Raw genomic sequence first — 24681 nt, forward strand, 5'->3', positions numbered from 1 at the left:
TTTTTAGCCTTGTCAATGAAATTCAGGAGTGTATACAAGTCTGAGCACTAAATGGACGCGCGATCGCCGATGCGAGGGAAGCCGGCCGCGCCGCCCCGGGCACCGGGGATGGAATCACAAGATGGAGAAGGTCTTGCAGAGGGAGAAGGTCTTGCGCGCTGTATTCGTGGATGCCAACGAAACCCTGTCGGCCGTCGTTGCGCGGCGCCTGCGTCCGGGGGATCTGTCGGTCGCGGTCAATCGTCAGCCCGCCATCACGCCCGCGGAGCTGCCCGGCGTGCTCGGCGATGCCGAAATCGCCATCATCGATCATACCCACCTGCCGACCGACGTCGCGCGCCAGTGTGCCGGTCTTCGCCATGTGGTGTTTCTCGGCACCGGGGCGCGCAGCTACATGAATGTGGAGGAGCTGGCGGAGGCCGGCATCGCGGTCCACACCATCAGCGGCTACGGCGACACGGCGGTGGCCGAATGCGCCATCGCGCTGATGTGGGCGGCTGCCAGAAGCTTCACGCTGATGGACCGTGAAATGCGCGCCGGCAACTGGTTGCGGACGGATGCCGTGCAGCTCACGGGCAAGACGCTGGGGCTCGTCGGCTTCGGCGGCATCGCCGCGGAGGTGGCGCGCATTGCCCTCGGCTCCGGCCTCCGGGTCGTGGCGTGGAACCGCTCGCCCAAGACCTTCCCCGGCGTCACCTTCCTGCCGCTCGACGAGGTGCTGGCACAGGCCGATGTGCTGTCGCTGCATCTGCTGCTGAACGACGAGACGCGCGGCCTCATCTCGCGCGAGAAGATCGCCGCTCTCAAGCCGGGCGTCATTCTCGTCAATACCGCGCGTGGCGCGCTGGTGGACGAGGAGGCGCTCGTCGATGCGCTGCGATCCGGCCATGTGCGCCATGCCGGCCTCGACGTGTTCACCGTGGAGCCGCTGCCGGCCGGGCATGTGTTCACCACGCTCGACAATGTCACCCTTTCCGCCCATTCCGCTTTCCGCACGCCGGAAGCGAGCGACAACCTCATCGACGCCGCGCTCGACCACTGCCGGCGCATCGTGGGCAGCGCGGCCGCAACAACCGGGGAACCATCATGACCGACATCGTCCGCATCGACGCCAACGCCCGGCGCAGCCGCGCCTCCGCCACCGACAGCCTCGTGTTTCTCGCCGGGCAGGTTGCTGACGACCGGGACGCCGACATTACCGCGCAGGCCCGGCAGGCGTTCGCCAAGGTCGACGCGCTGCTGGCGGCGGCCGGCACCGACAAGTCGCGGGTGCTGAGCGTCACCATCTGGCTGCAGTCGCTCGATGACTACGAGGCCTTCAACGCGGTGTGGGACGCCTGGGTGACGCCGGGCGCGCAACCCTGCCGCGCCTGCGCCGTCGTGGTGCTGGCGGACCCGGCCTGGCGCGTCGAGCTGATCGTGGTGGCGTCCCGCTGAAAGGCGCGGCGAAGGGAGTTGCTGTCATGAGCCTATCTGCTGCGGATGGTACGGCGCATTCCGCCACGGAGTTTCGGCGGGCGAAGCGCATTGGCGCCATCAGCGTGTCGGAAATCCTGCGCATCGGCGCTACCGCCGCTCAGCGCCGGCGCGAGGGGCGGCCGGTCATCGTGCTGGGTGCCGGTGAGCCGGACTTCGACACGCCCGACAACGTCAAGGCCGCCGCCGTGCGGGCCATCGGCGCGGGTGCGACGAAATACACCATCCTCGACGGTACGCCAGAACTCAAGGCCGCAATCGCCGCCAAGTTCCGCCGCGACAACGGTCTCGACTACGCGCTGGACGAGATCACCGTCGGCGCGGGCGGGAAGCAGGTCATCCACAACGCCTTCATGGCGACGCTCGATCCCGGCGACGAAGTGATTCTCGCTGCGCCCTACTGGACGTCCTACGCGGACATGGTGACCATCGCCGAAGGTGTGCCGGTCGCGGTGCCGGGACGGGAGGACAACGGCTTCCGCCTCGATGCCGCCGATCTGGAGCGGGCGATCACGCCGCGTACGCGCTGGCTGCTGCTGAACTCGCCATCCAACCCGAGCGGCGCGGCCTATAGCGAGGCGCAGTTGCGGCCGCTTCTGGAGGTGCTCCGGCGCCATCCGCATGTCTGGCTGTTGTCCGACGACATCTACGAGCATCTGGTCTACGATGACCTGCCGTTCGTCACCGGCGCCCAGCTCGAACCCGCCCTGCGGGAGCGGACGCTGACCGTGAACGGCGTGTCGAAGGCTTATGCGATGACGGGCTGGCGTATCGGATACGGCGGCGGCCCGCGGGAGCTGATTGCGGCGATGGCTGTGGTGCAGAGTCAGAGTACGTCCAACCCCTGTTCCATCAGCCAGGCGGCGGCCGTCGAGGCGCTGACCGGGCCGCAGGACGTCCTGGCGCAACGGCGCGAGGCGTTCCGCGTGCGGCGCGATCTGGTCGTCGAGCGGCTGAACGCCATCGAGGGCATCGCCTGCCGCCGGCCCGAGGGGGCGTTCTACACCTTCGCGAGCTGCGCCGGCCTGTTGGGCCGCCACACGCCGGACGGCACCGCGATCGACAGCGACAGCGCCTTCTGCCGTTATCTTCTCGACGCGGTGGACGTCGCGGTGGTGCCGGGGAGCTGCTTCGGCCTGGCGCCCTATTTCCGCATTTCCTACGCGGCGTCCGAGGCGAGCCTGCGCGAGGCCTGCGATCGTATCGCCGCCGCCTGCCGGGTGCTGTCATGACGCGGCATGTCGTCGTCATCGGCGCGGGCGCGATCGGCACGATCAGCGCGCTGGAACTGCTGCGGGCAGGGCACGCGGTGACGCTCGTCGATCCGGGCGCGGCGGGAGGCGAGCAGGCGGCAAGCTACGGCAACGCCGGCTGGCTCTCCGTGCAATCGGTCCTTCCGCCGGCCGAGCCCGGCGTGTGGAAGAAGGTGCCGTCCTATCTGGCGGACCCGCTGGGGCCGCTGTCGATTCGCTGGTCGTATTTTCCCCGCATCCTGCCGTGGCTGGTGAAGTACTTGCTGTCGGGCTGGACGCCGGCGCGCGTCCATGAAACCGCCCGGGCGCTGCGGCTGCTGCTGGCGGATGCGCCACAGCTGCATGGCATGCTGGCGGCGGAGGCGGGCGTCGGCCATCTCATCGAGCACAACGGCACCCTGCACGTCTATCCGTCGCGGGCCGCGTTCGAGGCGGACGGCTTCGCCTGGTCGGTGCGGCGCGCCAACGGCATCGCGTGGCAGGAACTGTCGGGCGATGCGCTGCGCGCCGAGGAGCCGGCCCTGCCGGCGCGTTACGGCTTCGCGGCGCTGGTGCCGGATGCCGGGCGCTGCCTCGATCCGGGCGCCTATATCGCCGCCCTCGCCACCCTCGCCGGGCAGCGCGGCGCGGTGCTGCGTCGGGCGAGCGCCTCGGGCTTTCGCTTCGAGGGCGAGCGGCTTGCCGCCGTGCGCACGGACGCCGGCGAAATTCCGTGCGACGCCGCGGTCGTCGCCGCCGGCATCCGCTCGAAGCCGCTCGCCGCCGCGCTTGGCGATTCGCTGCCGCTGGAGGCGGAGCGGGGTTATCACGTCACATTCGAGGGCGCGGCGACGGGCCTGCGGCGTTCGTTCATGGCCTCCGATGTGAAGATGGTCATCAACCCCATGGCCATGGGCCTGCGGGGTGCCGGGCAGGTGGAGTTCGCCGGCGTCGGCGCCGCGCCCGACTGGAAACGCGCCGGGATTCTGCGCGACCATCTCTCCCGCCTGTTTCCGGATGCCGATGCATCGAAGGCGAAGGTGTGGGTCGGCGACCGCCCGAGCATGCCGGACGGCCGGCCCTGCATCGGCCATGCCCGGCGTTGCAACGCCGTCGTCTACGCCTTCGGCCACGGCCATGTCGGCCTCGCCGGTTCCGCGCGCACGGGCCGGCTCGTCGCGCAACTCATCGATGGACGCGAGCCGGAAATTCCGGTCGGCCCCTTCTCGCCGGGCCGCTATCTCTGAGCGCGCCGCGCCGGGGGAGCCGGATGGCTCCCCGCAGTCACGAAAAGGATCATCGCGATGAATTCCCCTTCAACCACGCCGGCCGAGGCGCCGGGCGCACGGATTGCCCGGGGTGGCAAGGCCATTTATGGCGCGCCGCTGGGCATCCTGATGCTGGAAGCGCGCTTTCCCCGCATTTCCGGCGACATGGGCAACGGCACGACATGGCCGTTCCCGGTGCTCTACCGGGTGGTGCGCGGCGCGAGCCCGGAAAAGGTCGTGCTGAACGGCGCGGCGGGGCTGCTGCCCGATTTCGTCGAGGCGGCGCAGGACCTCGTCCGGCTGGGCGCGGAGGCGATCACCACCAACTGCGGCTTTCTCGCGCTGTTCCAGAAGGAACTGGCGGCGGCGGTCGGCGTGCCGGTCGCGACTTCCTCGCTGATGCAGGTGCCCTGGGTGCAGGCGACGCTGCCGCCGGGCAAGCGCGTCGGCGTCGTTACGGTCAGCGGATCGTCGCTGTCGCCAGCCCATCTCGCGGGCGCGGGCGTGCCGCTCGACACGCCGCTCGTCGGCACGGAGAACGGTCGCGAGTTCTTCCGGGTGCTCATCAAGGCCGAGAAGGATGATCTCGACATCGCGCTCGCCGAGGCCGACGTCGTGGACGCCGGGCGGCAGCTCGTCGCGAACAATCCGGATGTCGGTGCCATCGTTCTCGAATGCACCAACATGCCGCCCTACGCCGCCGCGTTGCAGGAGGCGGTGGGCCTCCCGGTCTATGACATCTATTCGATGATCACGTGGTTTCACGCCGGCCTGCGGCCCCGCCGCTTCTGATTCTCTCCCGCCACCTGCCGCCGCGCCGCCGTCAGCGCCGCGTGACGGCGGCGACGGGCATGTAGATCTGGGCGTAGCCTTCCTTGATGGAGGCGTTGATCTCGTCGAAGCGGCGGTCGATATGCGTTTGCAGCAAGGCCGCGCAGGCTTCCTCGTTACGCTCCTTGAGACTGAGGAGAACGGCGCGGTGTTCGGACTGCGTCTTGGAACGGTTGATGCGGTCCATGTCGATCCAGCGGACGAAGCGGATGCGCGCGTTGATGTTGCGCAGCACGCGCAGCATCTCCGCGTTGCCGGATGTCGCCATCAGCCCCTCGTGGAACTTTTCGTCGAGGGCGACGAGTTCCATCGTCGTCCGCTCCCCCGGATCGGGGCCGGTCGCATCCAGAAAGGCCAGCAGGTCGTCGATGTCCTCGTCGCGCGCCCGCTTCACCGCGAGCCGCACGGCCGCGACCTCGATCGCCTTGCGCAGTTCGTAGAGGTCGAAGATGTCGTGGGCGTCGAGTTCCCGACAGAAGAAGCCCTTGCCGGGCGAAAAGCGCAGGAAGCCTTCCGTCTTCAGCCGGTTGAGGGCCTCGCGCAGCGGGGTGCGGCTGACGCCGAGGCGTTTCGATATGTCGCCCTCGTTCAACCGCTCGCCGGGTTTGAACTCGAACTGGATCGCCATGGATTTAAGCTGCTCATAGACCCGGTCTACGATACTGTCCGAGCCAGGCTCGCCGGTTACCATACAGAATCTCCCTGCATTCAAGCCGGAATACCATACATCGTCCGGCCATGCGGGGGAAAGGACTAAAACGGATCGCAACTGGCGCCGGGCGGCGGCCGGCGGGCAGGGGAACGACGCAGGCAGGAGATATGCAGGAATGACCACGCAAACCGGGCGCACGGCGCTCGTCGATGAACTGATCGCCATCGCAGGGCCCGGCGCGGTGCTGACCGACGCGGCGGACATGGAACCCTACGCCGTCGACTGGCGGCGGATGTTCTTCGGCACGCCGCTTTGCGTCGTGCGTCCCGCCGCCACGCAGGAGGTGGCGGACATCGTCCGCGCCTGCGCCCGCCACGGCGCGGCCGTCGTGCCGCAAGGCGGCAACACGGGTCTCGCCGGCGGCGCCACGCCCGACGGCAGCGGCGGCGAGGTGGTCCTGTCGCTCCAGCGCATGGCGTGTATCCGCGCGCTCGATCCCGTCGGCATGACCATGGAGGTCGAGGCCGGCGCCATCCTGCAGACGGTGAGGGAGGCGGCGCTGGAGCAGGGCCGCATGTTCCCGACCGGCATCGGGGCGGAAGGCTCGGCAACCATCGGCGGCATCGTCTCCACCAACGCAGGGGGTGTGAACGTTCTGCGCTACGGCATGACGCGCGCGCTGGTCCTCGGCCTTGAGGTCGTGCTGGCGGATGGCACGGTGGTGAATGGCCTGCGGCGCCTGCGCAAGGACAACGCCGGCTACGACTGGAAGCAGCTTTTCATCGGCTCGGAAGGCACGCTCGGCATCGTGACGGCCGCCGTCCTGCGGCTCGTGCCGGCGCCGCAGCACAGCGTCACCGCGTTCATCGCCGTGCCGGACATCGACGCGGCGCTCGCCTTCTACAGTCTCGCCCAGAGCCGCATCGGCGACACGCTGTCGGCTTTCGAGCTGATTTCCGCCACGTCGGTCGGCCTGCAGGAAAAGCATTTCGGCCTCAAGAGCCCGGCCAGCGGCGGGCAATGGTTCATCCTGCTGGAAGGCGCATCCTCCCTCGCCGGGATCGGTGAGGCGGTCGAATCGCTGCTGGCGGAGGCGTTCGAGAGCGGCCTCGCCGTCGATGGCGTCGCGGCCGCCAGCCAGCAACAGGCGCGGGCGCTGTGGGAGATTCGTGAGCGCATCACCGAGGCCGAGGGCCGGGAAGGGCGCAGCGTCAAGCACGACATCTCCGTGCCTGTCACGGCCATTCCCGCCTTTCTGACCGACGCCGGCAAGGCGCTGGAGGAGCTCTCGCCGGCGCTGCGGCTCAACGTCTTCGGCCATCTCGGCGATGGCAATCTCCACTACAATGTCATCATGGCGGGGCCCGGCGACGACGGCGCGGCGATCAACCGCACCGTGCATGACGCCGTCCTGCGGCACGGCGGGTCCATCTCCGCCGAGCACGGGCTCGGGCAGTACCGCGTCGGCGAATGGCTGCGGACGAAGACGCCCGCCGAGCAGGCGCTCTCCGCCGCGCTGAAGCAGACGCTGGACCCGGCCGGGCTGCTCAATCCCGGCAAGGTCCTGCCGCGGCGGGATCGCGGCTGAGCGCTTTCCTGCGTTGGCCCGGGACGGTCCAAATTCTTCATGATATGGCGGTAAAGGCATCGCCGGGGCGCGGGTCATCCCGGGTTCCGGAATGCCGGGCGCCTGGAAGGGAGAAGACAATGGAAACAGCGCTGACCATCGCCGATCTGAAGGAACGGGCCCGCCGCAGGGTGCCGAAGATGTTCTTCGATTACGCCGATTCGGGCGCCTGGACGGAAAGCACCTACCGCGCGAACGAGGCGGACTTCGCCCGGATACGCCTGCGCCAGCGCGTGCTCGTGGACATGACGGACCGCTCGCTGGCTTCGGAAATGGCCGGCCAGCCCGTCGCCATGCCGTTGGCGCTGTCGCCCACGGGGCTGACGGGCATGCAGCACGCCGACGGCGAAATCCTCGCCGCGCAGGCGGCGGAGGCGTTCGGCGTGCCGTTCTGCCTCTCCACCATGAGCGTGTGTTCCATCGAGTCCGTCGCGGCTGCGACCACGAAGCCATTCTGGTTTCAGCTCTACGTGATGCGCGACCGCGATTTCATCGAGCGGCTGATCGACCGCGCGAAGGCCGCGAAATGCGGGGCGCTGGTGCTCACCCTCGACCTTCAGATTCTCGGCCAGCGGCACAAGGACGTGCGCAACGGCCTCTCAACGCCGCCGAAGTTCACCCCGAAGCACATCTGGCAGGTGGCGACCCGCCCGGCCTGGGCGTTCGAGATGCTGGGCACGAAGAACCGCACCTTCGGCAACATCGTCGGCCACGCGCGCAATGTCGGCGACATATCCTCGCTCTCGGCATGGACGGCGGAGCAGTTCGACCCACGGTTGTCGTGGGCGGACGTGGCGTGGATCAAGGAAAAATGGGGCGGCAAGCTCATCCTCAAGGGCATTCTCGACCCGGAGGACGCGCGGATGGCCGCTGATACCGGGGCCGACGCCATCATCGTGTCGAACCACGGTGGCCGCCAGCTCGACGGCGCGCGCTCCTCGATCTCCGCGCTGCCGGCGATCGTCGAGGCCGTGGGCGACCGTATCGAGGTGCACATGGACGGCGGCGTGCGCTCGGGGCAGGACGTGCTGAAGGCGGTCGCGCTCGGCGCGAAGGGCGCCTGGATCGGCCGGCCATTCCTCTACGGCCTCGGCGCCGGCGGACGGGCGGGCGTGACGCGGGCGCTGGAGATCATCCGGCACGAACTCGACGTCTCGATGGCGCTGTGCGGACGGCGGGACATCCGCACCGTCGACGCGGACATCATCGACCGCGCGCCGTGATGCCGTTGCCGGCTGCGCACTTTCCCGCAACAAGCAGCCGGCATTCATGACCGACAGTTAACCTGTTGTCACCGACGCATGCTAGTGACTCCCGACTCACCTTCGGGGGAATCCCCCGCTATTGCCTTCTCAAAATAAGGTTAGCGATATGTCGTTCTCTTCGTTTATCTCGTTTTTCCCGGCATTCCGTTTCGGCGACGCCGGCTCCAATGTCCTCACGGGTAGCTGGCGCAACGATCGGATATACGGCTTCGGCGGTGACGACGCTATCAGCGGGATGGAAGGCAACGACATTATTTCCGCCGGTCAGGGCAACGACATCATCGACGGCGGCGCGGGCAGCGACACGATCGACGGCGGCGGCGGCTTCGACATCGCCTACTACAGCGGCCATGTCGCCGACTACACCATCGCCCTCGGCCGCCAGCCCTTCCTGTTCGCGCGCCGCTACATCGTCACCGATCTCGCCAACGGCGATCAGGACACGCTCCAGAACGTCGAGGCGCTGCGCTTCGACGCGGACGACTACACGCTCTATCTCGACGGCCGCAACAACGCCGTGCTGGCGCGCGACGACGTGGGTGCGACCGGCGAGGACAGCGCGCTCACCATCCAGGCGGCCACGCTGCTCGCCAACGACTGGGACTACGAAGGCGACAAGCTCTCCGTCACCGCCGTCTCGTCGCAGAGCGCGGCGGGCGCCGCCGTGACGCTCGTCGGCGGCGTCGTCACGTACAACCCCGGCAACGTCTTCCAGTATCTCAACGTCGGCCAGACCGCGACGGATACCTTTACCTACACCGTCGATGACGGCAAGGGCGGCATCGACACCGCGACCGTGACGGTGACCGTCCATGGCGCGAACGACGCGGCTGTCGTGACGGGCGATCTCGCCGGCACCGTGACCGAGGCGTCGCCCGTCAACCCCGGCACGCCCTCGGCGTCGGGCCAGCTGACCTCCAACGACGTCGACAACGGCAGCGGCTTCCAGGCTGTCGCCGGCCGGGCGAGCGCCGCCGGCTACGGCGTCTACAGCATCACCGCGGACGGCAAGTGGACCTACACGCTCGACAACGCCAATGCCGCCGTGGACGCGCTGGACGACGGCGAGAGCCTGACCGACACCTTTACGGTGCTGACCGAGGACGGCACCGCGCAGCAGATCACCGTTACCATCAACGGCGTCGACGACGCCGTCGCCCCGCAGATCGCGCCCCGCATCAACGAGGTGCACTATGACAACGCCGGCACGGATACGGGCGAATTCATCGAGATCCGCGTTGCGGCGGGCGAGAGCGTGTCGAACCTGACGATCGAGCTTTACAACGGCAACGACGGTAAGGTCTACGATTCGGCCTCGGTCGCGAGCCTGACGAAGACCACCGACGGCACGTATGACTATTATGTCTGGTCGCTGCCGGCCAACGGCATCCAGAACGGCTCGCCGGACGGTTTCGCTCTGTCGCGCGGCAACCAGGTGATCGAGTTCCTGTCCTACGAGGGCAGCTTCAAGGCCGTGAACGGCATCGCCAACGGCCTGACCTCGATCGACATCGGTGTCGAGGAAGCATCCAACACGCCGGTCGGCCAGTCGCTGCAGCGCACGGGCGATGGCCCGACGGACTGGACCGGTCCGACGGAGAGCACCAAAGGCACCTCGAATGACGGCGTCGCGCCTCAGATCGCGCCCCGCATCAACGAGGTGCACTACGACAACGCCGGCTCGGACACGGGCGAGTTCATCGAGATCCGCGTCGCGGCGGGCGAGAGCGTGTCAGACCTGACGGTCGAGCTTTACAACGGCGCCAACGGCCGCGTTTACGGTTCGACGTCCGTTGCGGCTCTTACCAAGACCACTGACGGCACCTACGACTACTACGTCTGGAGCCTGCCCACCGATGGCATCCAGAACGGCTCGCCGGACGGTTTCGCGCTGTCGCGCGGCGGCAAGGTGATCGAGTTCCTGTCCTACGAAGGCACGCTCACCGCGACGGACGGCACCGCCAACGGGCAGACATCGACCGATATCGGCGTTCAGGAAGGTTCCAGCACGCCGGTCGGCCAGTCGCTGCAGCGCACGGGCGACGGCCCTACGGACTGGACCGGCCCGAAGGAGGCCACGAAGGGCGCGGCCAACGACGGCAACGGCGGTGAGCCCAACCCGGGCGAACCGCAGTCGCTGCTGATCTCGCAGATCCAGGGCACCGCGACCGCCAGCACCTATGAAGGCAAGTACGTGCTTGTCTCTGCCATTGTGACCTACACGACCGGCGACGGCTTCTTCCTTCAGGAGGAGGACTCCGACGCGGATGCCGACGTGCGCACGTCGGAAGGCATCTTCGTCTACACCGGCTCCGCGTCCGGCGTCGCCGTCGGCGATCACATCGATGTTTCCGGCACGGTCGCCGAGTACTACAACCTGACCCAGATCAAGGACGTGACGAAGATCGTCACGCTCTCGCAGCACAATGCCCAGCCGACCCCGGCGGTCATCGAGCTGTCGCCCGATTTCGTCGCCGACCTCGAACAGTACGAGGGCATGGCGGTCACGCTGAAAACCGGCACGAGCGAGCCGCTCACCATCATCGAGAACTACGATTTCGACCGTTACGGCGAGATCGTCGTCTCCGCCGGCGCGCAGGTGCAGCCGACGCAGATCTACAACCCGAACACGCAGCTCGACGAGATCAAGGCGCTGCAGCAGGACAACGCCAACAACCGCTTCAAGATCGACGACGGCAACTCCGCCCAGAACCCCACGCACTTCCCGTACGCGCCGGCCAGCACCGGCGACAACGGCAACGGTTACATCGATGCCGGTGATACGTTCACCGAAAACGGTCCCACGCTGCGCGTGGGCGCGGAACTGACCGGTTCCGTGTCCGGCGTGCTCACCTACAGCTTCGATGAGTTCAAGCTGCTGGTGAATGGTACCCTGCCGATCGATGAAGCCACCAACGGCGGCGCCCGCGAGCAAACGCCGGAGGACGTCGGCGGCAGGCTGACGGTGTCGAGCTTCAACCTGCTGAACTTCTTCACCACGCTCAACAACGGTTCCGGCAACGGCTCCGGCCCGAACAACCTCACGCCGCGCGGCGCGACGACCGAAGGCGACCTGCAGCGCCAGCTCGACAAGATCGTCGAGGCGATGCTGAAGATCGACGCCAGCGTCTTCGGTCTGCAGGAGCTGGAGAACAACGGCTTCGACAGCGACTCGGCCATCGTCGCGCTGGTCAACGGCCTCAACGCGAAGGCGCCGGCCGGTACGACCTACGCCTTCGTCAACCCGACCGCGCAGGGCTCCGATGGCTTCATCGGCACCGACGCCATCACCACCGGCCTCATCTACAAGACGAACGAGGTCAGCGTCGTGGCGAGCGACATCTACACCTTCGACGAAGGCGGCCAGCAGAGCACCCGTCCCGCCGTCACCGCCACCTTCGAGGAAGTCGGCACGGGTGAGCAGTTCACGGTCGCCGTTAACCACTTCAAGTCGAAGAGCGGCACCGGCACCGGCGCCGATGCCGACAAGGGCGACGGACAGGGCGCCTTCAACGCTACCCGTACCGCAACCGCCCACCAGCTCGCCGAGTGGCTCGATATCACCAACCCGGACGGTTACTTCGCGAAGCACGGCATCGTCGATCCGGACGCGCTCATCATCGGCGATCTCAACTCCTACGCGAAGGAAGATCCGGTCACCGCGCTGCGGAACGCCGGCTTCACGGATCTGATCGACGCCTTCATCGGGCAGGATCAGGCCTTCAGCTACCTGTTCAACGGCCAGCGCGGCACGCTGGATCAGGGGCTGGCGAACAACTCCCTCGCCGGGCAGGTCACGGGCGTGACCGAGTGGCACATCAACGCGCAGGAGCCCGACCTGCTGAGCTATTCCAGCCAGTACAAGGACCCGCGCTTCTACAACGACGACGTGTTCGCGACGTCGGACCACGATCCGCTGCTCATCGGCCTCGATCTCTCGGCGCCGTCGGTTTTCTACGCCTGATCGAAGGCGATCCGAACGTCCTGATCGCATAACCGCGGGGCGGCATCCGGCTGGAACGGATGCCGCCCCGCACCGTCTTCCACATGCGTTGCGGCATGGGCCGTTGCGTGCGGGCGGCGATGCTGCCAGAGTTGCGGCAATGCCATCGATCCATGGGCTTCGTCTCCGATGCGTCCAAGCAGCACCTTTCTGTTCAGCATTCTCCTGTCGGCCGCTGTCACCGCCGGCGGCTTACTCTCGCCCGCCATGGCGCAGGACAATGCCCGGCAGGAGGCAGCCCGCCGGCAGGCGGTTCTGAAAACGCTGCCCGGCGATGCCGCGCGGCGGCTGTTCGGGCAGGTGGAAACACCCTCGGGCGGTCCGGCGCAGGTCTACGGGTTTTACTCGAAGGGATGCGTCGCCGGTGCGGTCGAGCTGCCTGCCGACGGAGCGACGTGGCAGGTGATGCGGCCCTCGCGTAACCGCGCCTTCGGGCATCCTTCCCTGATCACCTTCATCGAGAAGATCGCGGCGGGTGCGCCGGCTGCTGCCGGCTGGTCGGGCCTGCTCGTCGGCGATATCGGCCAGCCGCGCGGCGGCCCCATGCTGACGGGCCACGCCTCGCACCAGATCGGCATCGATGCCGATATCTGGCTCACGCCGGCGCCCTCGCGCCGCCTCGCCGTCAGCGAGCGGGACAATCTGTCCGCGACCAATGTCGTCGCCGGTGACTGGAACGACATCGACCCCGGCCGCTGGACCGCCGCCCATCACAGGCTGCTGCGCTATGTGGCCGGCCGGCCGGAGGTGGCGCGCCTGTTTGTCAACCCGGCCATCAAGAAGGCGCTCTGCCGCGAGGCGGACGGCGATCGTCGCTGGTTGTCGAAGGTCCGGCCGGCGCCGGGCCACAACTACCATTTCCACATCCGGCTCGCCTGCCCGCGCGGCAGCGCCGCCTGCCGTAACCAGGACCCGCCGCCGGCCGACGACGGGTGCGGCAAGGAACTCGCCTGGTGGTTCTCGGATGAGGCGCGCCGGCCCAAGAAGCAGGCGCCGCCGCCTCCGCCGCTGCGGCTCGCCGACCTGCCGCCGCAGTGCCGCGCCGTGCTGGAGGCGCCCTGAACCCGGGCAGCTTGATCTCATTCAGGCCCTGTCCATAGTCACTGGAATCTGTCCTGTTTCAACGTAAACAGGACAGATTCTAGACGAAGTCGCTTCTCACCAGCCCGTGGCGCTGCAGCTTGTCGTAGAATGTCTTGCGCGGGATGCCGAGCGCGTCGATGGCGGCCTTCGCGTTGCCCTTGCTCTCCTTGAGCGCCTTGCGGATAAGCTCGGCCTCGTAAAGCTCCATCTGGCGGGGCAGGCTGAACTTCTCGTCGCTTTCCGCCTCGTCCCGCCACGCAGGGACGTCGAGCAGCCCGAGCGCGTACCGCTCGGCGGCGTGGGCGAGTTCCCGCACATTGCCGGGCCAGGGATGCGTGCTCAGAAACTCCCGCAATGCCGGCGTCACGTCGGGCGGCTCGATCCCGAAGCGCGCGGCGGCCCGGTTGAGGAAGTGCACGAAGAGCAGCGGGATGTCGTCGCGCCGCTCGCGCAGCGGCGGGATGGTCACGCTGACGACGTTGAGCCGGAAATAGAGATCTTCCCGAAAATCGCCGCGGACGGCGGGATCGCCGAGATCGATCTTGGCGGCCGCGATCACGCGCAGGTCGAGCTGGCGGCTTTCGTTGCCGCCGAGCGGCACGACCTCCCGCTTTTCGAGCACGCGCAGCAGCTTCGCCTGCGCGGCGAGGGGCATGCTCTCGATCTCGTCGAGGAACAGCGTCCCGCCGCTGGAATACTCGACGTGGCCGATGCGCTTCTTCAGCGCGCCGGTGAAGGCGCCTGCCTCGTGGCCGAAGAGTTCGCTCTCGATGACGTTTTCGGGCAGCGCGCCGCAGTTGAGGGCGACGAAGCGCCCCTCGCGCCGGCGGCTCCAGCGGTGCAGCAGTTCCGCCGCCACTTCCTTGCCGCTGCCCGTTTCGCCGTTGACGAGGACGTCGACATCGGCGATGGCGATCTGGCGCAGCGTCTGGCGCAGCCGCTCCATGACGGGTGTCTGGCCGATCAGCGGCACGTCCTCCTGCGCGTGGGCGGCGGCGTCGCGCAGCCGCCGGTTTTCGAGCACCAGCCGACGTTTCTCCACCGCGCGCTGCACGCTCTGCACGAGACGGTCGGCGGAATAAGGCTTGGCGATGAAGTCGTAGGCGCCCTTGTGCATGGCCTCCACCGCCATATCGATGTCGCCATGGCCGGTAATCAGGATGACCGGGATATCGGCGTCGATCTCGCGCAGGCGGCGGAACAGCTGGAAGCCGTCCATGCCCGGCATGCGGACATCGGTGACGACGGCGCCGGGAAAGCCGGCGTCGATGGCCGCCACCAGCTGCGCGCCCGTCTCGAACGGCCGGACGTCCAGCCCCGCCAGTTCGAGCGTCTGCACGTTCGCCCGCCTCACCTCGGCGTCGTCGTCGACGAAAGCCACGTCGATCCGCTCGCCCGCTTCCGCGTCACTCCGGCTCATGGTCTGTCCGTCCGCTCTGCTCCCGCGCGCTCTCGGCATCTTCGATACGCTTGAGATGAATGGTGAAACACGTTCCCCGCTCGGGGGAACTCTCGACATCGAGAGAACCGCCGAAAGCGGTAACGATGTCGTTGCAGATGACGTGGCCAAGGCCGAGCCCGTCCTGCTTGGTCGTGGTGAAGGGGGTGAACAGGCGCTGCATGACCTCGTCGGGGATGCCCGGGCCGTTGTCGCGGACGCTTAGCAGCACCTCGTTCTCCTGCGTGCGCCAGTCCAGCTCCAGCCGGCTTCCCGGCCTGCCTTCCATTGCCTCGATGGCGTTCTGCATGAGGTTGACGAGCACCTGCTCCAGCCGGATGCGGTTGCCGACGACCTTCACCTCCTGCGGCGGCATGTTGCACACCATCTCCACGCCCTGTTGCCGCAACCGGTTGTGCAGCAGCAGCAGCGCGCCCTCGATGGATTGCGTGACGGCGGTCGCCTCCAGGCCGCCGGTGCGCCGGCGCGCGAAGGCACGCAGGTCCTCCATGATGGTGCTGATGCGCTGCGTCAGCGAGGCGATGGCGGCGAGGTTCTCCCGCACGGCCTCGTTCCTGTTGCGCTGCAGCAGGACTTGCGCATTGTCGGCATAGCTGCGGATGGCGGCGGTCGGCTGGTTGATGTCGTGCGCGATGCCGGCCGACACCTGCCCGAGGATGGCGAGCCGGTTGGCCTGCGCCAGTTCTTCCCGCATCTCCTGCAGGCGGGTGACGGCCTCCTGCCGCTGCAGCACCTCCGACTGGAGCCTTTCGTTGGCCGTGCTGAGTTCGCGCGTGCGGTCGCGGACGCGCCGTTCCAGCTCGGCCCGCGCCGCCTCGCTCTCGGCGGCGCGCCGCTGGTTGCGGTTGTGGCGGTGCACGAGCCAGCCCGCCGCCGCCAGCAGCGGGGCGACGAGGGCGGTCGCGGTCAGGCGTCCTTCGTAGGCGGCGGCTTTCGCCTCCCGGTCCACGGCGGCGAGCAGGTGCAGCGTCCATTGCGTGGAGGGCACGGGAACGCGGGTCCGCAGGAATCGCGACGGCGCCGCCGCACCCGGCAGCAGCGCGGTAACGATGTCCGGCGTTCCGGCGGCGACGACCGGTGTGACCGGCACCGGCGTCAGCGGCGCATCGCCGAACTGCAGGCTCTTGCGCAGCGCCTGCTTGTCGCTCTCCGCAATCGTGGCGATCGTCCGGAAGCGCCACTCGGGAACCCGGGAAACCACGACCACGTCATGCGCGTCGCTGACGTAGGATATCTCGGGCGCGTTGCGCCAGTCCTCCTCCACCTGATCGAACTGCACCTTGACGACGACGACGCCCGTCACACCGCCAGGCCCCTCGATCCGGCGGGTGATGTAGAGGCCGGGCACGCGGCTGGCCGTGCCGAGCGCGTAATACTCGGCCGCGCCCCGGCCGAGGGCGTCGAGAAAATAGGGGCGGAAGCTGTAATCGTTGCCGACAAAGCTGATGGGCGTGCGCCAGTTGCTCGCCGCGAGCGTCAGGCCGCTCCTGTTCAGGAGATAGATGACGGATGCCCGCGTGCCTTCCGCGAGCGTCTCGAATTTGACATTGAGCGCCTGCAGCCGCGCGGGGTTCTCGTCGGCCAGCGCCGCCTGCACCTCGGCGTCCTGCGTCAGCACGAAGGGGAGGGACCGCTGCTTCTCCAGCACGGTGCGCAGGAGGGCGGCGTTGATCACCGCCGTGTGGCGGGCCCGGTCGCCGAGCGCGGCATAGGCGCGGGCACGGCCCCGCTCGCCGCCGACCGACAGCGCGGCGGCGAGCAGCAGGGCCGCCGCCACCGCGTAGACGACCCATACGAAACCCGGCCTGCCGCGCAGCAGGCCGAGCGGCCTGCGGGCCGCCTGCCGGAACGAGGTGACGAGCGAGCTGTCCATGGGCACTGTGCGAAATCTCGGACAATAGAACATCTACTGAGAGCGATTTTCCGCACAAATAGCAAGCGAATAATCGTGATTCTAGAAATTATATAACATTATCAGATACATAATACTCATTTTGTTTGTGGCGCGAAATTTGCTTTGGCCCTCCCGTGCCACGCAGGGACAGCGTTCTGCTCCGGTTGGAAGGAAGGGCAAGCTTTCTGTCGCTGTCACCCCAAGATAAAACAGGAGGAAATCTGTGAGTCCGATCCAGATTGCCGCGCCGGCCGCGCGCAAGACGAAAGTTCCGTTCTACGGCCATCTCTACGTTCAGGTTCTGGTCGCCATCGCCGTGGGCATCGCCCTGGGCCATTTCTCTCCCGAAATCGGCGCGGCGATGAAGCCGTTCGGCGATGCGTTCATCAAGCTCGTCAAGATGATCATCGCGCCGGTGATCTTCCTCACGGTTTCGACCGGTATCGCGGGCATGTCCGACCTCCAGAAGGTCGGCCGGGTCGCTGGCAAGGCGATGCTCTACTTCCTGACCTTCTCGACGCTGGCGCTCATCGTCGGCCTGGTCATCGCCAACGTCGTCCACCCCGGCAGCGGCATGCACATCGACCCGGCCTCGCTCGACGCCAAGGCCGTCGCGACCTATGCCGAGAAGGCCCATGAACAGAGCCTCGTCGGCTTCCTGATGGGCATCATTCCCTCGACGATCGTCGGCGCCTTCGCGTCTGGCGACATCCTGCAGGTGCTGTTCTTCTCCGTGCTGTTCGGCATCGCGCTCGGCATGGTCGGCAAGAAGGGCGAGCCGGTGCTGCACTTCCTGCAGTCGCTGACCTTCCCGATCTTCCGGCTGGTATCGCTCCTGATGAAGGCCGCGCCCATCGGCGCCTTCGGCGCCATGGCCTTCACCATCGGCAAGTACGGCATCGAGTCGGTCGTCAATCTGGCGATGCTCGTCGGCACCTTCTACCTGACCTCGCTGCTGTTCGTGCTGGTCGTCCTCGGGGCGGTGGCGCGCTACAACGGCTTCTCCATCCTCGCCCTCATCCGCTACATCAGGGAAGAGCTGCTGCTCGTGCTCGGCACGAGTTCGTCCGAGGCCGCGCTGCCGACGCTGATGGAAAAGCTCGAACGGGCGGGCTGCACGCGCTCCGTCGTGGGGCTCGTCATCCCCACCGGCTATTCCTTCAATCTGGACGGCACGAACATCTACATGACGCTCGCCGCCCTCTTCATCGCGCAGGCGATGGATATTCCGCTCTCGCTCAGCGACCAGATCCTGCTGCTGCTCGTGGCGATGCTCAGCTCCAAGGGTGCGGCAGGCATCACGGGCGCGGGCTTCATCACGCTGGCGGCGACGCTGTCCGTGGTGCCGGCGGTTCCCGTCGCCGGCATGGCGCTCATTCTGGGCGTCGACCGCTTCATGTCCGAATGCCGGGCGCTGACGAACCTCGTCGGCAATGCTGTCGCCTGCATCGTGGTCGCGCGCTGGGAGCGCGAGCTTGACCCCGAGAAGCTTGCGGCGGCGCTCGGCGGCGCGCCGGCTCCCGTTATTCAGGAGCAGCCCGCACCGGCCGTCCCGCGCGCCGGGGAGTGATCGTTCCGGCGGTCCGCCGGCTATTCCGCTGTAACCTGTGGCCTGCCGGCATCGGCAGGCCACTTGCTTTTGCGGGAGCGGTGGTGCCGGCCGTCACTGCTTCCGGAAGGCGTCCACCGCCGCGCGGGCGACGGCGGAGTCGTCCGAGAAGATCGCGTTGACGCCGGCCTTGAGATAGACGGTGATCTCGCCGATGCTGTCGCCGCGCGCCGTCTTGTCGTTGAGCGGCTCCTTCCGGAAGGCTGCGGGCAGGAAGTTGTTCTCCGGCCGCAGCGTCCAGATGACCACGGGCAGGCCCGCCGCGTGGGAGCGCTGCGCGAGGCCGGTCGGCTCGCCGTGCTTGCCGTCGACGACGGGAACGATCAGCGTCTTGTAGGGCGCCAGCATGTCGGCGTAGGTTTTGATTTCCTTCAGGCCGGCGTCGGTGATGAGGTCGTCGTAGGAGCGCTTTTCCTTGTCGCCCTGCGCGATGAAATCGTAGGGACGGCCCTCGCTGTCGATGAGCTGGGCGAGGCGCACGGGCGTCTGCGTCCGCAGGTCCTTCAGGTTGCCGACCTCGAACGACTGCACGATGACCGGCGCCGCCTTGTTGTTCAGGCCGTTCCTGTTCAGGATGTCGACGAGCGGCTTCTCCAGCGGCAGGCCGATGCTCCTGAAGAAGGTCGGGTGCTTCGTCTCCGGGGCGACGCCGATGGTGCGGCCGCGCTTCTGCGACTCGGTGCGGGCGAGATCGATGACCTCCTGGAAGGTCGGGACTTCGAACTGGTCGTTGAACTGCGTGTTGGCCGGACGGATCGCGGGGATGCGCTCACGGGCGCGCAGGGTCTTGAGTTCGGCGAGGGTGAAGTCCTCGACGAACCAGCCGGTGATCGCGGCGCCGTCGATGGTTTTGGTGGTCTTGCGGTCGGCGAACTGCGGCAGGTCGGCGACGTTGGTGGTCGCCTCCTTCACGCTGCCGTCGGCGTTGAGGATGGCGATGGCGTTCTCGTGGCGGGCAACGAGAACGCCGTCCTTCGTGATGACCAGATCGGGCTCGATGACGTCCGCGCCGTCCTCGATCGCCTTGAGATAGGCGGCGAGCGTGTGCTCCGGCCGCAGTGCGGATGCGCCGCGATGCGCGATCACCGTGGGCTGCGGCGGCCAGTCGGCGTCAGCCGCGCTTTCCCAGCGGTAGCCTTCGGCGGCGCTCGCAGCGCCCGGCAACCCGAACACGCTGTGCAGGCAGGCCGCGACCAGCGCAGCGGTTTTCAGATTGGCGGAAGTCTTCATCGTCTGTCCTCGTGATGGGGCGGATTGGCGGATCCATGCGGGCGACGATAAGCCTGGGCGACGTCCGGCTGATGACGTCGGGCCCGCAGGCGCAGCCGTTGTTCAAAGCATGGCAACCCGATGCATGTTCTACGTTTCGTTGAAACGCAAAATGGTCTATCTCTTTGTTTTGAAGCAATTTCGAACGCGAGAGCGGCGTCCGTCCATCTGAAGATATTGACCGGGGCGGGCTTCCTGCGTCCGCTGCGGGTCGGGAAATTCACCTATTTCAGGCGCGTCGAGACGGCCTTCGCCGCATTCGCGCGCGCCGTCGAGACCACCTGATACCGGCCGGATACAGGGCCGGGGGAGAGAAACGTCAATGAACAGCGAGACCGGCGCCGGCGCGGATGCAAGGGGCAGGAATGCGGATGCCTGGGGCGTCGTCGCCCTCGGCTTCATGACGCTCGCGCTGGCGTTCACCGTGCGGGGATCGCTGTCGCTCGCCATGCCGGTGTGGCAGGCCGAGTTCGGCTGGACGCGCGGCTTCATCTCCGGCATCGCCGCCGTGGCATTGCTGGTCATGGCGACGGTGGCGCCCTTCGCGGGCGGGCTGGTGGACCGCCGCGGTTCCCGCGCGCTCCTGATGGGCGGCCTGGCGGCGGTCGGCACCGGCGTCGTGCTCGTCGCTGCCGCCCGCCCGGATGCCGGGGCATGGCTGCTGCCCCTCGGCTTTGCCGGCGTCGCCTCCATCGGCTTCGGTACCATCGCCCAGCACGTCGTCGCCGCCGCCATCGCGCAGCGGGTCGTGCAGCGCCGAGGCCTCGCTGTCGGCATCGGCGCGGCCGGATCGACGGCTGGCCAGCTTCTGCTGATGCCCGTCCTTGCCTATTTCATGCAGAGCGGCGAATGGCGCCTGTCCTTCCAGTTGCTCGCGGTTGCCTGCTTCCTGCTCATTCCCGTGACGTGGTTCACCCTGCGCGCGCCCGGGGGTGCGGCGCCCCGCAATGCCTACAACGGCCGCGCGGGCGAGCACAGGAACATCCGCGACGATCTCGGCGCGCTCGTCCGAAGCCCGGTCTACCATGCCGTGTTCTGGAGCTTCGCCATCTGCGGCTTCACCACGACGGGCGTCATCGAAACCCACCTCATGCCCTATGCCGCGCTGTGTGGCTTCGGCCCGCTGCCGAGCGCCACCGCGTATGGCGTGCTCTCCGCGCTGAACCTCACCGGCATGATCGCCGCCGGCTGGCTGTCGGACCGCATGCACCGCCCGCAACTTCTGGCCATCATCTACATGGCGCGCGCCGCCGCCTTCGTCCTGCTGATGTTCGTGGCCGGCAACTATCCGATGCTCATCGTCTTCGCGGTCCTGTTCGGCCTGTTCGACTACTCGACCGTTCCGGTCACGGCGAGCTATCTCGCGAGCCGGCTGGGGATCGGCCGGCTCGGCCTGTCGATGGGCGTGCTCTCGGCGGGCCATGCGGTGGGCGCGGCGGCCGGCGCATGGGCAGGGGGCGCGGTCTTCGACGGAAGCGGCGGCTATGGCGTTCTCTGGATCGCCTCCGTCGCCCTCGCGGTTATCGCTTCGCTGCTGGTCGTCGCCCTCGGCGACAGCGAACGCGCCATGCGGCGAGCGCCGGCTGCCGCATAGCGCGTTCGCGCGGACATCCGGCGGGCACGGGCCTCTCCCCGTTTCCGCCGCGTCGCGCCTGCCGGCCTGCCGGCGTTTTCCTCTATCCCGGTGCGACGGTCACCCGGCGCTGGCGAGAGCGTCGCCGAGGACGGAGACGATTTCGCCGATCTGCTCACGCTCGACGATCAGCGGCGGCGACAGGGCGATGATGTCGCCTGTGACGCGGATCAGCAGGCCCTTGTGGAAGCAGTCCAGGAATACGTCATAGGCGCGCGCGCCTGCGGCGCCGGGCCGGGAGGCAAGCTCGATGCCCGCGACGAGGCCGATGGTGCGGATGTCGATGACGTTGGGCGCATCCTTCAGGGTGAAGATCGCGTCTTCCCATTCCTGCGCCAGCGCCGCGCCGCGCGTCAGCAGTCCCTCGCCGGCGTAGACGTCGAGCGTGGCGAGGCCGGCGGCGCAGGCGACGGGGTGGCCGGAGTAGGTGTAGCCGTGGAAAAGCTCGATGGCGGCTTCCGGGCCGGTCATGAGCGCGTCGTGCACGTCCCGCTTCACGAAGACGGCGCCCATCGGGATGGTGCCGTTGGTCAGGCCCTTGGCGGTCGTCACGATGTCCGGCGTCACGCCGAAATAGTCGGTGGCGAAGGGCGTGCCGAGCCGGCCGAAGCCGCTGATCACCTCGTCGAAGATGAGCAGGATGCCGTGCCGTGTCGCGATCTCGCGCAGCCGCTCCAGATAGCCCTTCGGCGGCAGCAGCACGCCGGTCGAGCCCGCGACCGGCTCGACGATGACGGCTGCGATGGTCTCGGCGCCGTGCAGCGCGACGAGCCGCTCCAGATCGTCGGCAAGCTCGGCGCCATGCTCGGGCAGGCCGCGGGTGAAGGCGTTGCGGTCGGGATCGTGCGTGTGGCGCAGGTGGTCGGTGCCCGGCAGCAGCGGGAACACGCGCCTGTTGTTGACCAGCCCGCCGACCGAGATGCCGCCGAAGCCGACGCCGTGATAGCCGCGCTCCCGGCCGATGACGCGCGTGCGCGTGCCCTGGCCGATGGCGCGCTGGTAGGCGATGGCGATCTTCAGCGCCGTATCGACCGATTCCGAGCCCGAGCCGGTGTAGAACACCCGGTCGAGCTTCGCTTCCGGTCCGCCGGGGGCGATGGCGGCGAGGCGTTCCGCGAATTCAAAGGCGATCGGGTGGCCCATCTGGAACGATGGCGCGTAGTCGAGCGTGGACAACTGCCGCTCCACCGCCGCCGTGATCTGCCGGCGGCCGTGCCCGGCGTTGACGCACCACAGACCGGCGGTGCCGTCCAGCACGCGGCGGCCGTCGTCCGTGGTGTAGTGCATTCCCTCGGCCGCGGCTAGAAGGCGCGGCGCCTTCTTGAACTGCCGGTTGGCGGTGAACGGCATCCAGTAGCTGTCAAGCGACGGCGTATTGGGGCGGGCGGTATCGCTCATGATGCTCTCCTCTTGCAGGTATCCCTCTGGCACCTGCGACCAGCGTAACCATGCCTGGAAATAGCCAACAAGTCCTTTTCTGTTGATTGCCAACATATTGAAATATATGGTCCGTTTCGGCGGACTGTTGCGATATGCGCAACGGCTGCAACACCTGGACGGGGATCGGACGTTGATCGAGGATCTCGGCGGCCGGCTGCGCTACGTGCGCCAGCTTCACAATCTGTCGCAGCGGGAACTCGCCAGGCGCGTGGGCGTGACGAATTCCACTATCTCGCTGATCGAATCGAATACGAGCAATCCGTCCGTGGGCGCCCTGAAGCGCATTCTCGACGGCATTCCGATCAGCCTCGCGGATTTCTTCGCCCTGCAGCCGGCAGCGCCGAAAAAGGCTTTCTACTGCGAGGACGAGATGGTCGAGATCGGCAAGGGGCCGATCTCCTACCGGCAGGTCGGCGAGAACCTGTTCGGCCGCGCCCTGCAGATCCTCAAGGAACGTTACCAGCCCGGCGCCGATACCGGCGTAATCCCGCTCGTACACGACGGCGAGGAAGGAGGGGTCATCCTGAGCGGGCGGCTTGAGGTGACGGTGGACGGCGAACGGCGGATTCTAGGCCCCGGCGACGCCTATTATTTCGAGAGCCGGCGCCCGCACCGCTTCCGCTGCGTTGGCCCGGTCCCCTGCGAGGTCGTGAGCGCCTGTACGCCGCCGACGTTCTGACGGAGTGGGACCGTGCGCTCCAGATTTTGTATTTTACCGCAACCTGCATTCAATTCGATGGATCGACTTGCAATTCGATGGATCGACTTGAATGCGAACCGCTCAAGGGCAACATGCAAGCCGGGCTGTGAGACCTTGCCGGGCGGATTGATCCCCGGCGGCTGCGCGCATCATGGAGGCGGCGATGGATGAAACGGCGACCCGGCAGGTGAGAACCTATGACGACTTCGACAGCATTCTCGACTTCGCGGCCTATGACGCGGTTCCCGACGACTGGCTGATCGGCATCACGGATGTGGTCGACTCGACTGCCGCCATCCGGCGGGGCGCGTATCAGGATGTCAACGTCGCCGGCGTATCGGTGATCGCCGCCATCGGCAACATACTGGGAAACTACGACTTCCCCTTCACGTTTTCCGGCGACGGCGCGGCCTTCGCCGTGCCGGACGGCGAGCGCGTGGCCGCCACCCGCGCGTTGGCGCAGGTCGTCGCCTCGGCACAATCGGATTTCGGCCTGCTCCTGAGGGGTGGGCTGATTCCCGTGAGCGATATCCGCGCCAACGGCCACGACGTCAGGATAGCGCGCTATGCGGCATCGGCCCGTGCGACCTATTCCATGTTCGCGGGCGGCGGGCTCAAATGGGCGGAAGCCGAGCTGAAGAGCGGGCACTATGCCATCGTCCCGGATGCGGCGACGCCAAGGCCGGACTTGACCGGACTGTCATGCGAGTGGACGCCGATTCCGAACCGGAACGGCACGATCCTGTCGCTGCTGGTGGAGCCGCTCGACAACACGGCCGGCGATGTATTCGCCGCTCTGGCGCGCCGCATCCTCGCCGTGTTCGCGGTGGACCCGCGTCGCGGCCATCCGCTGCCGGAAACGGTTCCCGCGTTGAAGGATGGGGACAGGCGCGTCGCCGCCGAGGAATGGCTGAGCATAGCCTCGAACTCCGACTTCAGGAAGTACGACGACCTCCTGCGTCTCACGCTCGACTGTTCGCAAGCGCAGGCGGACGCGGTGGAGGAGTTGCTTCGGGATGCAGCGGCGCGGGGGCAGGTGAGATACGGCGCGCACCGCCAGACGCACGCGCTGATGACCTGCCTGGTGCCGTCCACCGATCCGGCGGCGCACCGGCATTTTCTGGATGGCATGGATGGCGGATACGCCAGGGCAGCGGACATGCTGAAGGCCGGCAGGCGCCATTGAACGGAGAGACGGGTCGCCGCTACCGCCTGCTCCGCGCCCGCGCCCGGCATGACG

General features: G+C 67.6%; 18 protein-coding genes. 13 read left to right on the forward strand and 5 right to left on the reverse strand.

The genetic code is table 11. From position 1 onward, the window contains the following. Positions 1 to 151 precede the first annotated feature (151 nt). From ACFFJ7_RS13945 to ACFFJ7_RS13965, 5 genes are read left to right on the forward strand one after another with little or no spacing between them, the layout of a single operon-like run. Complete coding sequence (locus ACFFJ7_RS13945; protein WP_377593374.1) at positions 152 to 1090, forward strand: NAD(P)-dependent oxidoreductase; 939 nt, start codon at positions 152 to 154, stop codon at positions 1088 to 1090. Beyond that, complete coding sequence (locus ACFFJ7_RS13950) at positions 1087 to 1437, forward strand: RidA family protein (RefSeq protein WP_377593081.1); 351 nt, start codon at positions 1087 to 1089, stop codon at positions 1435 to 1437. The genes ACFFJ7_RS13945 and ACFFJ7_RS13950 overlap by 4 nt, the downstream gene beginning before the upstream one ends. A 26-nt stretch (positions 1438 to 1463) precedes the next feature. Further along, positions 1464 to 2708 carry a pyridoxal phosphate-dependent aminotransferase gene (locus tag ACFFJ7_RS13955; protein ID WP_377593082.1) on the forward strand — a complete coding sequence of 415 codons (1245 nt, stop codon included), beginning with the start codon at positions 1464 to 1466 and terminating at the stop codon, positions 2706 to 2708. Further along, on the forward strand, positions 2705 to 3955 hold the full coding sequence (locus ACFFJ7_RS13960; protein WP_377593083.1) for an NAD(P)/FAD-dependent oxidoreductase: 1251 nt from the start codon (positions 2705 to 2707) through the stop codon (positions 3953 to 3955). The genes ACFFJ7_RS13955 and ACFFJ7_RS13960 overlap by 4 nt, the downstream gene beginning before the upstream one ends. Before the next feature lie 57 nt (positions 3956 to 4012). Next, entirely contained in the window at positions 4013 to 4768 is a 756-nt protein-coding gene (locus ACFFJ7_RS13965; RefSeq protein ID WP_377593084.1) for an aspartate/glutamate racemase family protein, read from the forward strand. A gap of 31 nt (positions 4769 to 4799) precedes the next feature. Here ACFFJ7_RS13965 and ACFFJ7_RS13970 read toward each other — a convergent pair whose 3' ends face one another. Then, positions 4800 to 5498, reverse strand: coding sequence for a GntR family transcriptional regulator (locus ACFFJ7_RS13970; RefSeq protein ID WP_166952320.1), 699 nt, complete (start codon positions 5496 to 5498; stop codon positions 4800 to 4802). Positions 5499 to 5634: 136 nt separating this feature from the next. On the opposite strand from ACFFJ7_RS13970, the gene ACFFJ7_RS13975 reads away from it, so the two are divergent. From ACFFJ7_RS13975 to mepA, 4 genes are all read left to right on the forward strand, one after another. Continuing rightward, entirely contained in the window at positions 5635 to 7047 is a 1413-nt protein-coding gene (locus ACFFJ7_RS13975; RefSeq protein WP_377593085.1) for an FAD-binding oxidoreductase, read from the forward strand. 119 nt (positions 7048 to 7166) lie between these two features. Next, on the forward strand, positions 7167 to 8309 hold the full coding sequence (locus ACFFJ7_RS13980; RefSeq protein ID WP_377593086.1) for an alpha-hydroxy acid oxidase: 1143 nt from the start codon (positions 7167 to 7169) through the stop codon (positions 8307 to 8309). A gap of 148 nt (positions 8310 to 8457) precedes the next feature. Further along, the gene (locus ACFFJ7_RS13985; RefSeq protein WP_377593088.1) at positions 8458 to 12315 is read left to right on the forward strand and encodes an ExeM/NucH family extracellular endonuclease; all 3858 of its coding nucleotides are present in this window, start codon (positions 8458 to 8460) and stop codon (positions 12313 to 12315) included. A 168-nt stretch (positions 12316 to 12483) separates the two neighbouring features. Next, positions 12484 to 13416 carry a penicillin-insensitive murein endopeptidase gene (gene mepA, locus ACFFJ7_RS13990; protein ID WP_377593089.1) on the forward strand — a complete coding sequence of 311 codons (933 nt, stop codon included), beginning with the start codon at positions 12484 to 12486 and terminating at the stop codon, positions 13414 to 13416. Positions 13417 to 13495: 79 nt separating this feature from the next. On the opposite strand, the gene ACFFJ7_RS13995 is transcribed toward mepA, so the two are convergent. Both ACFFJ7_RS13995 and ACFFJ7_RS14000 read right to left on the reverse strand, forming a co-directional pair. Beyond that, the gene (locus ACFFJ7_RS13995; protein ID WP_377593090.1) at positions 13496 to 14857 is read right to left on the reverse strand and encodes a sigma-54-dependent transcriptional regulator; all 1362 of its coding nucleotides are present in this window, start codon (positions 14855 to 14857) and stop codon (positions 13496 to 13498) included. Next, positions 14844 to 16769, reverse strand: coding sequence for a sensor histidine kinase (locus ACFFJ7_RS14000; protein ID WP_377593376.1), 1926 nt, complete (start codon positions 16767 to 16769; stop codon positions 14844 to 14846). Before ACFFJ7_RS14000 ends, ACFFJ7_RS13995 begins: the two co-directional genes overlap by 14 nt. Positions 16770 to 17022: 253 nt before the next feature. On the opposite strand from ACFFJ7_RS14000, the gene ACFFJ7_RS14005 reads away from it, so the two are divergent. After that, positions 17023 to 18360: a dicarboxylate/amino acid:cation symporter gene (locus tag ACFFJ7_RS14005; protein ID WP_377593378.1), complete on the forward strand. Its 1338-nt coding sequence runs from the start codon at positions 17023 to 17025 to the stop codon at positions 18358 to 18360. A gap of 93 nt (positions 18361 to 18453) precedes the next feature. Here ACFFJ7_RS14005 and ACFFJ7_RS14010 read toward each other — a convergent pair whose 3' ends face one another. Then, the gene (locus ACFFJ7_RS14010; protein ID WP_377593093.1) at positions 18454 to 19629 is read right to left on the reverse strand and encodes a glycerophosphodiester phosphodiesterase; all 1176 of its coding nucleotides are present in this window, start codon (positions 19627 to 19629) and stop codon (positions 18454 to 18456) included. Positions 19630 to 19990: 361 nt separating this feature from the next. On the opposite strand from ACFFJ7_RS14010, the gene ACFFJ7_RS14015 reads away from it, so the two are divergent. Next, complete coding sequence (locus ACFFJ7_RS14015; protein WP_166952289.1) at positions 19991 to 21262, forward strand: MFS transporter; 1272 nt, start codon at positions 19991 to 19993, stop codon at positions 21260 to 21262. Between the two features lie 99 nt (positions 21263 to 21361). On the opposite strand, the gene aptA is transcribed toward ACFFJ7_RS14015, so the two are convergent. Next, entirely contained in the window at positions 21362 to 22699 is a 1338-nt protein-coding gene (aptA, locus tag ACFFJ7_RS14020; RefSeq protein ID WP_377593095.1) for an omega-aminotransferase AptA, read from the reverse strand. A gap of 172 nt (positions 22700 to 22871) precedes the next feature. Here aptA and ACFFJ7_RS14025 point away from each other — a divergent pair, with 172 nt between their 5' ends. Further along, on the forward strand, positions 22872 to 23420 hold the full coding sequence (locus ACFFJ7_RS14025) for a cupin domain-containing protein (RefSeq protein WP_377593098.1): 549 nt from the start codon (positions 22872 to 22874) through the stop codon (positions 23418 to 23420). Positions 23421 to 23604: 184 nt separating this feature from the next. Continuing rightward, positions 23605 to 24627 (forward strand): DUF3095 family protein, encoded by a 1023-nt coding sequence (locus ACFFJ7_RS14030; RefSeq protein ID WP_377593100.1) that lies wholly within the window; start codon positions 23605 to 23607, stop codon positions 24625 to 24627. The last annotated feature ends 54 nt before the right edge of the window (positions 24628 to 24681 follow it).

Source organism: Pseudochelatococcus lubricantis, from assembly GCF_042432495.1.
GTDB lineage: Bacteria > Pseudomonadota > Alphaproteobacteria > Rhizobiales > Beijerinckiaceae > Pseudochelatococcus > Pseudochelatococcus lubricantis.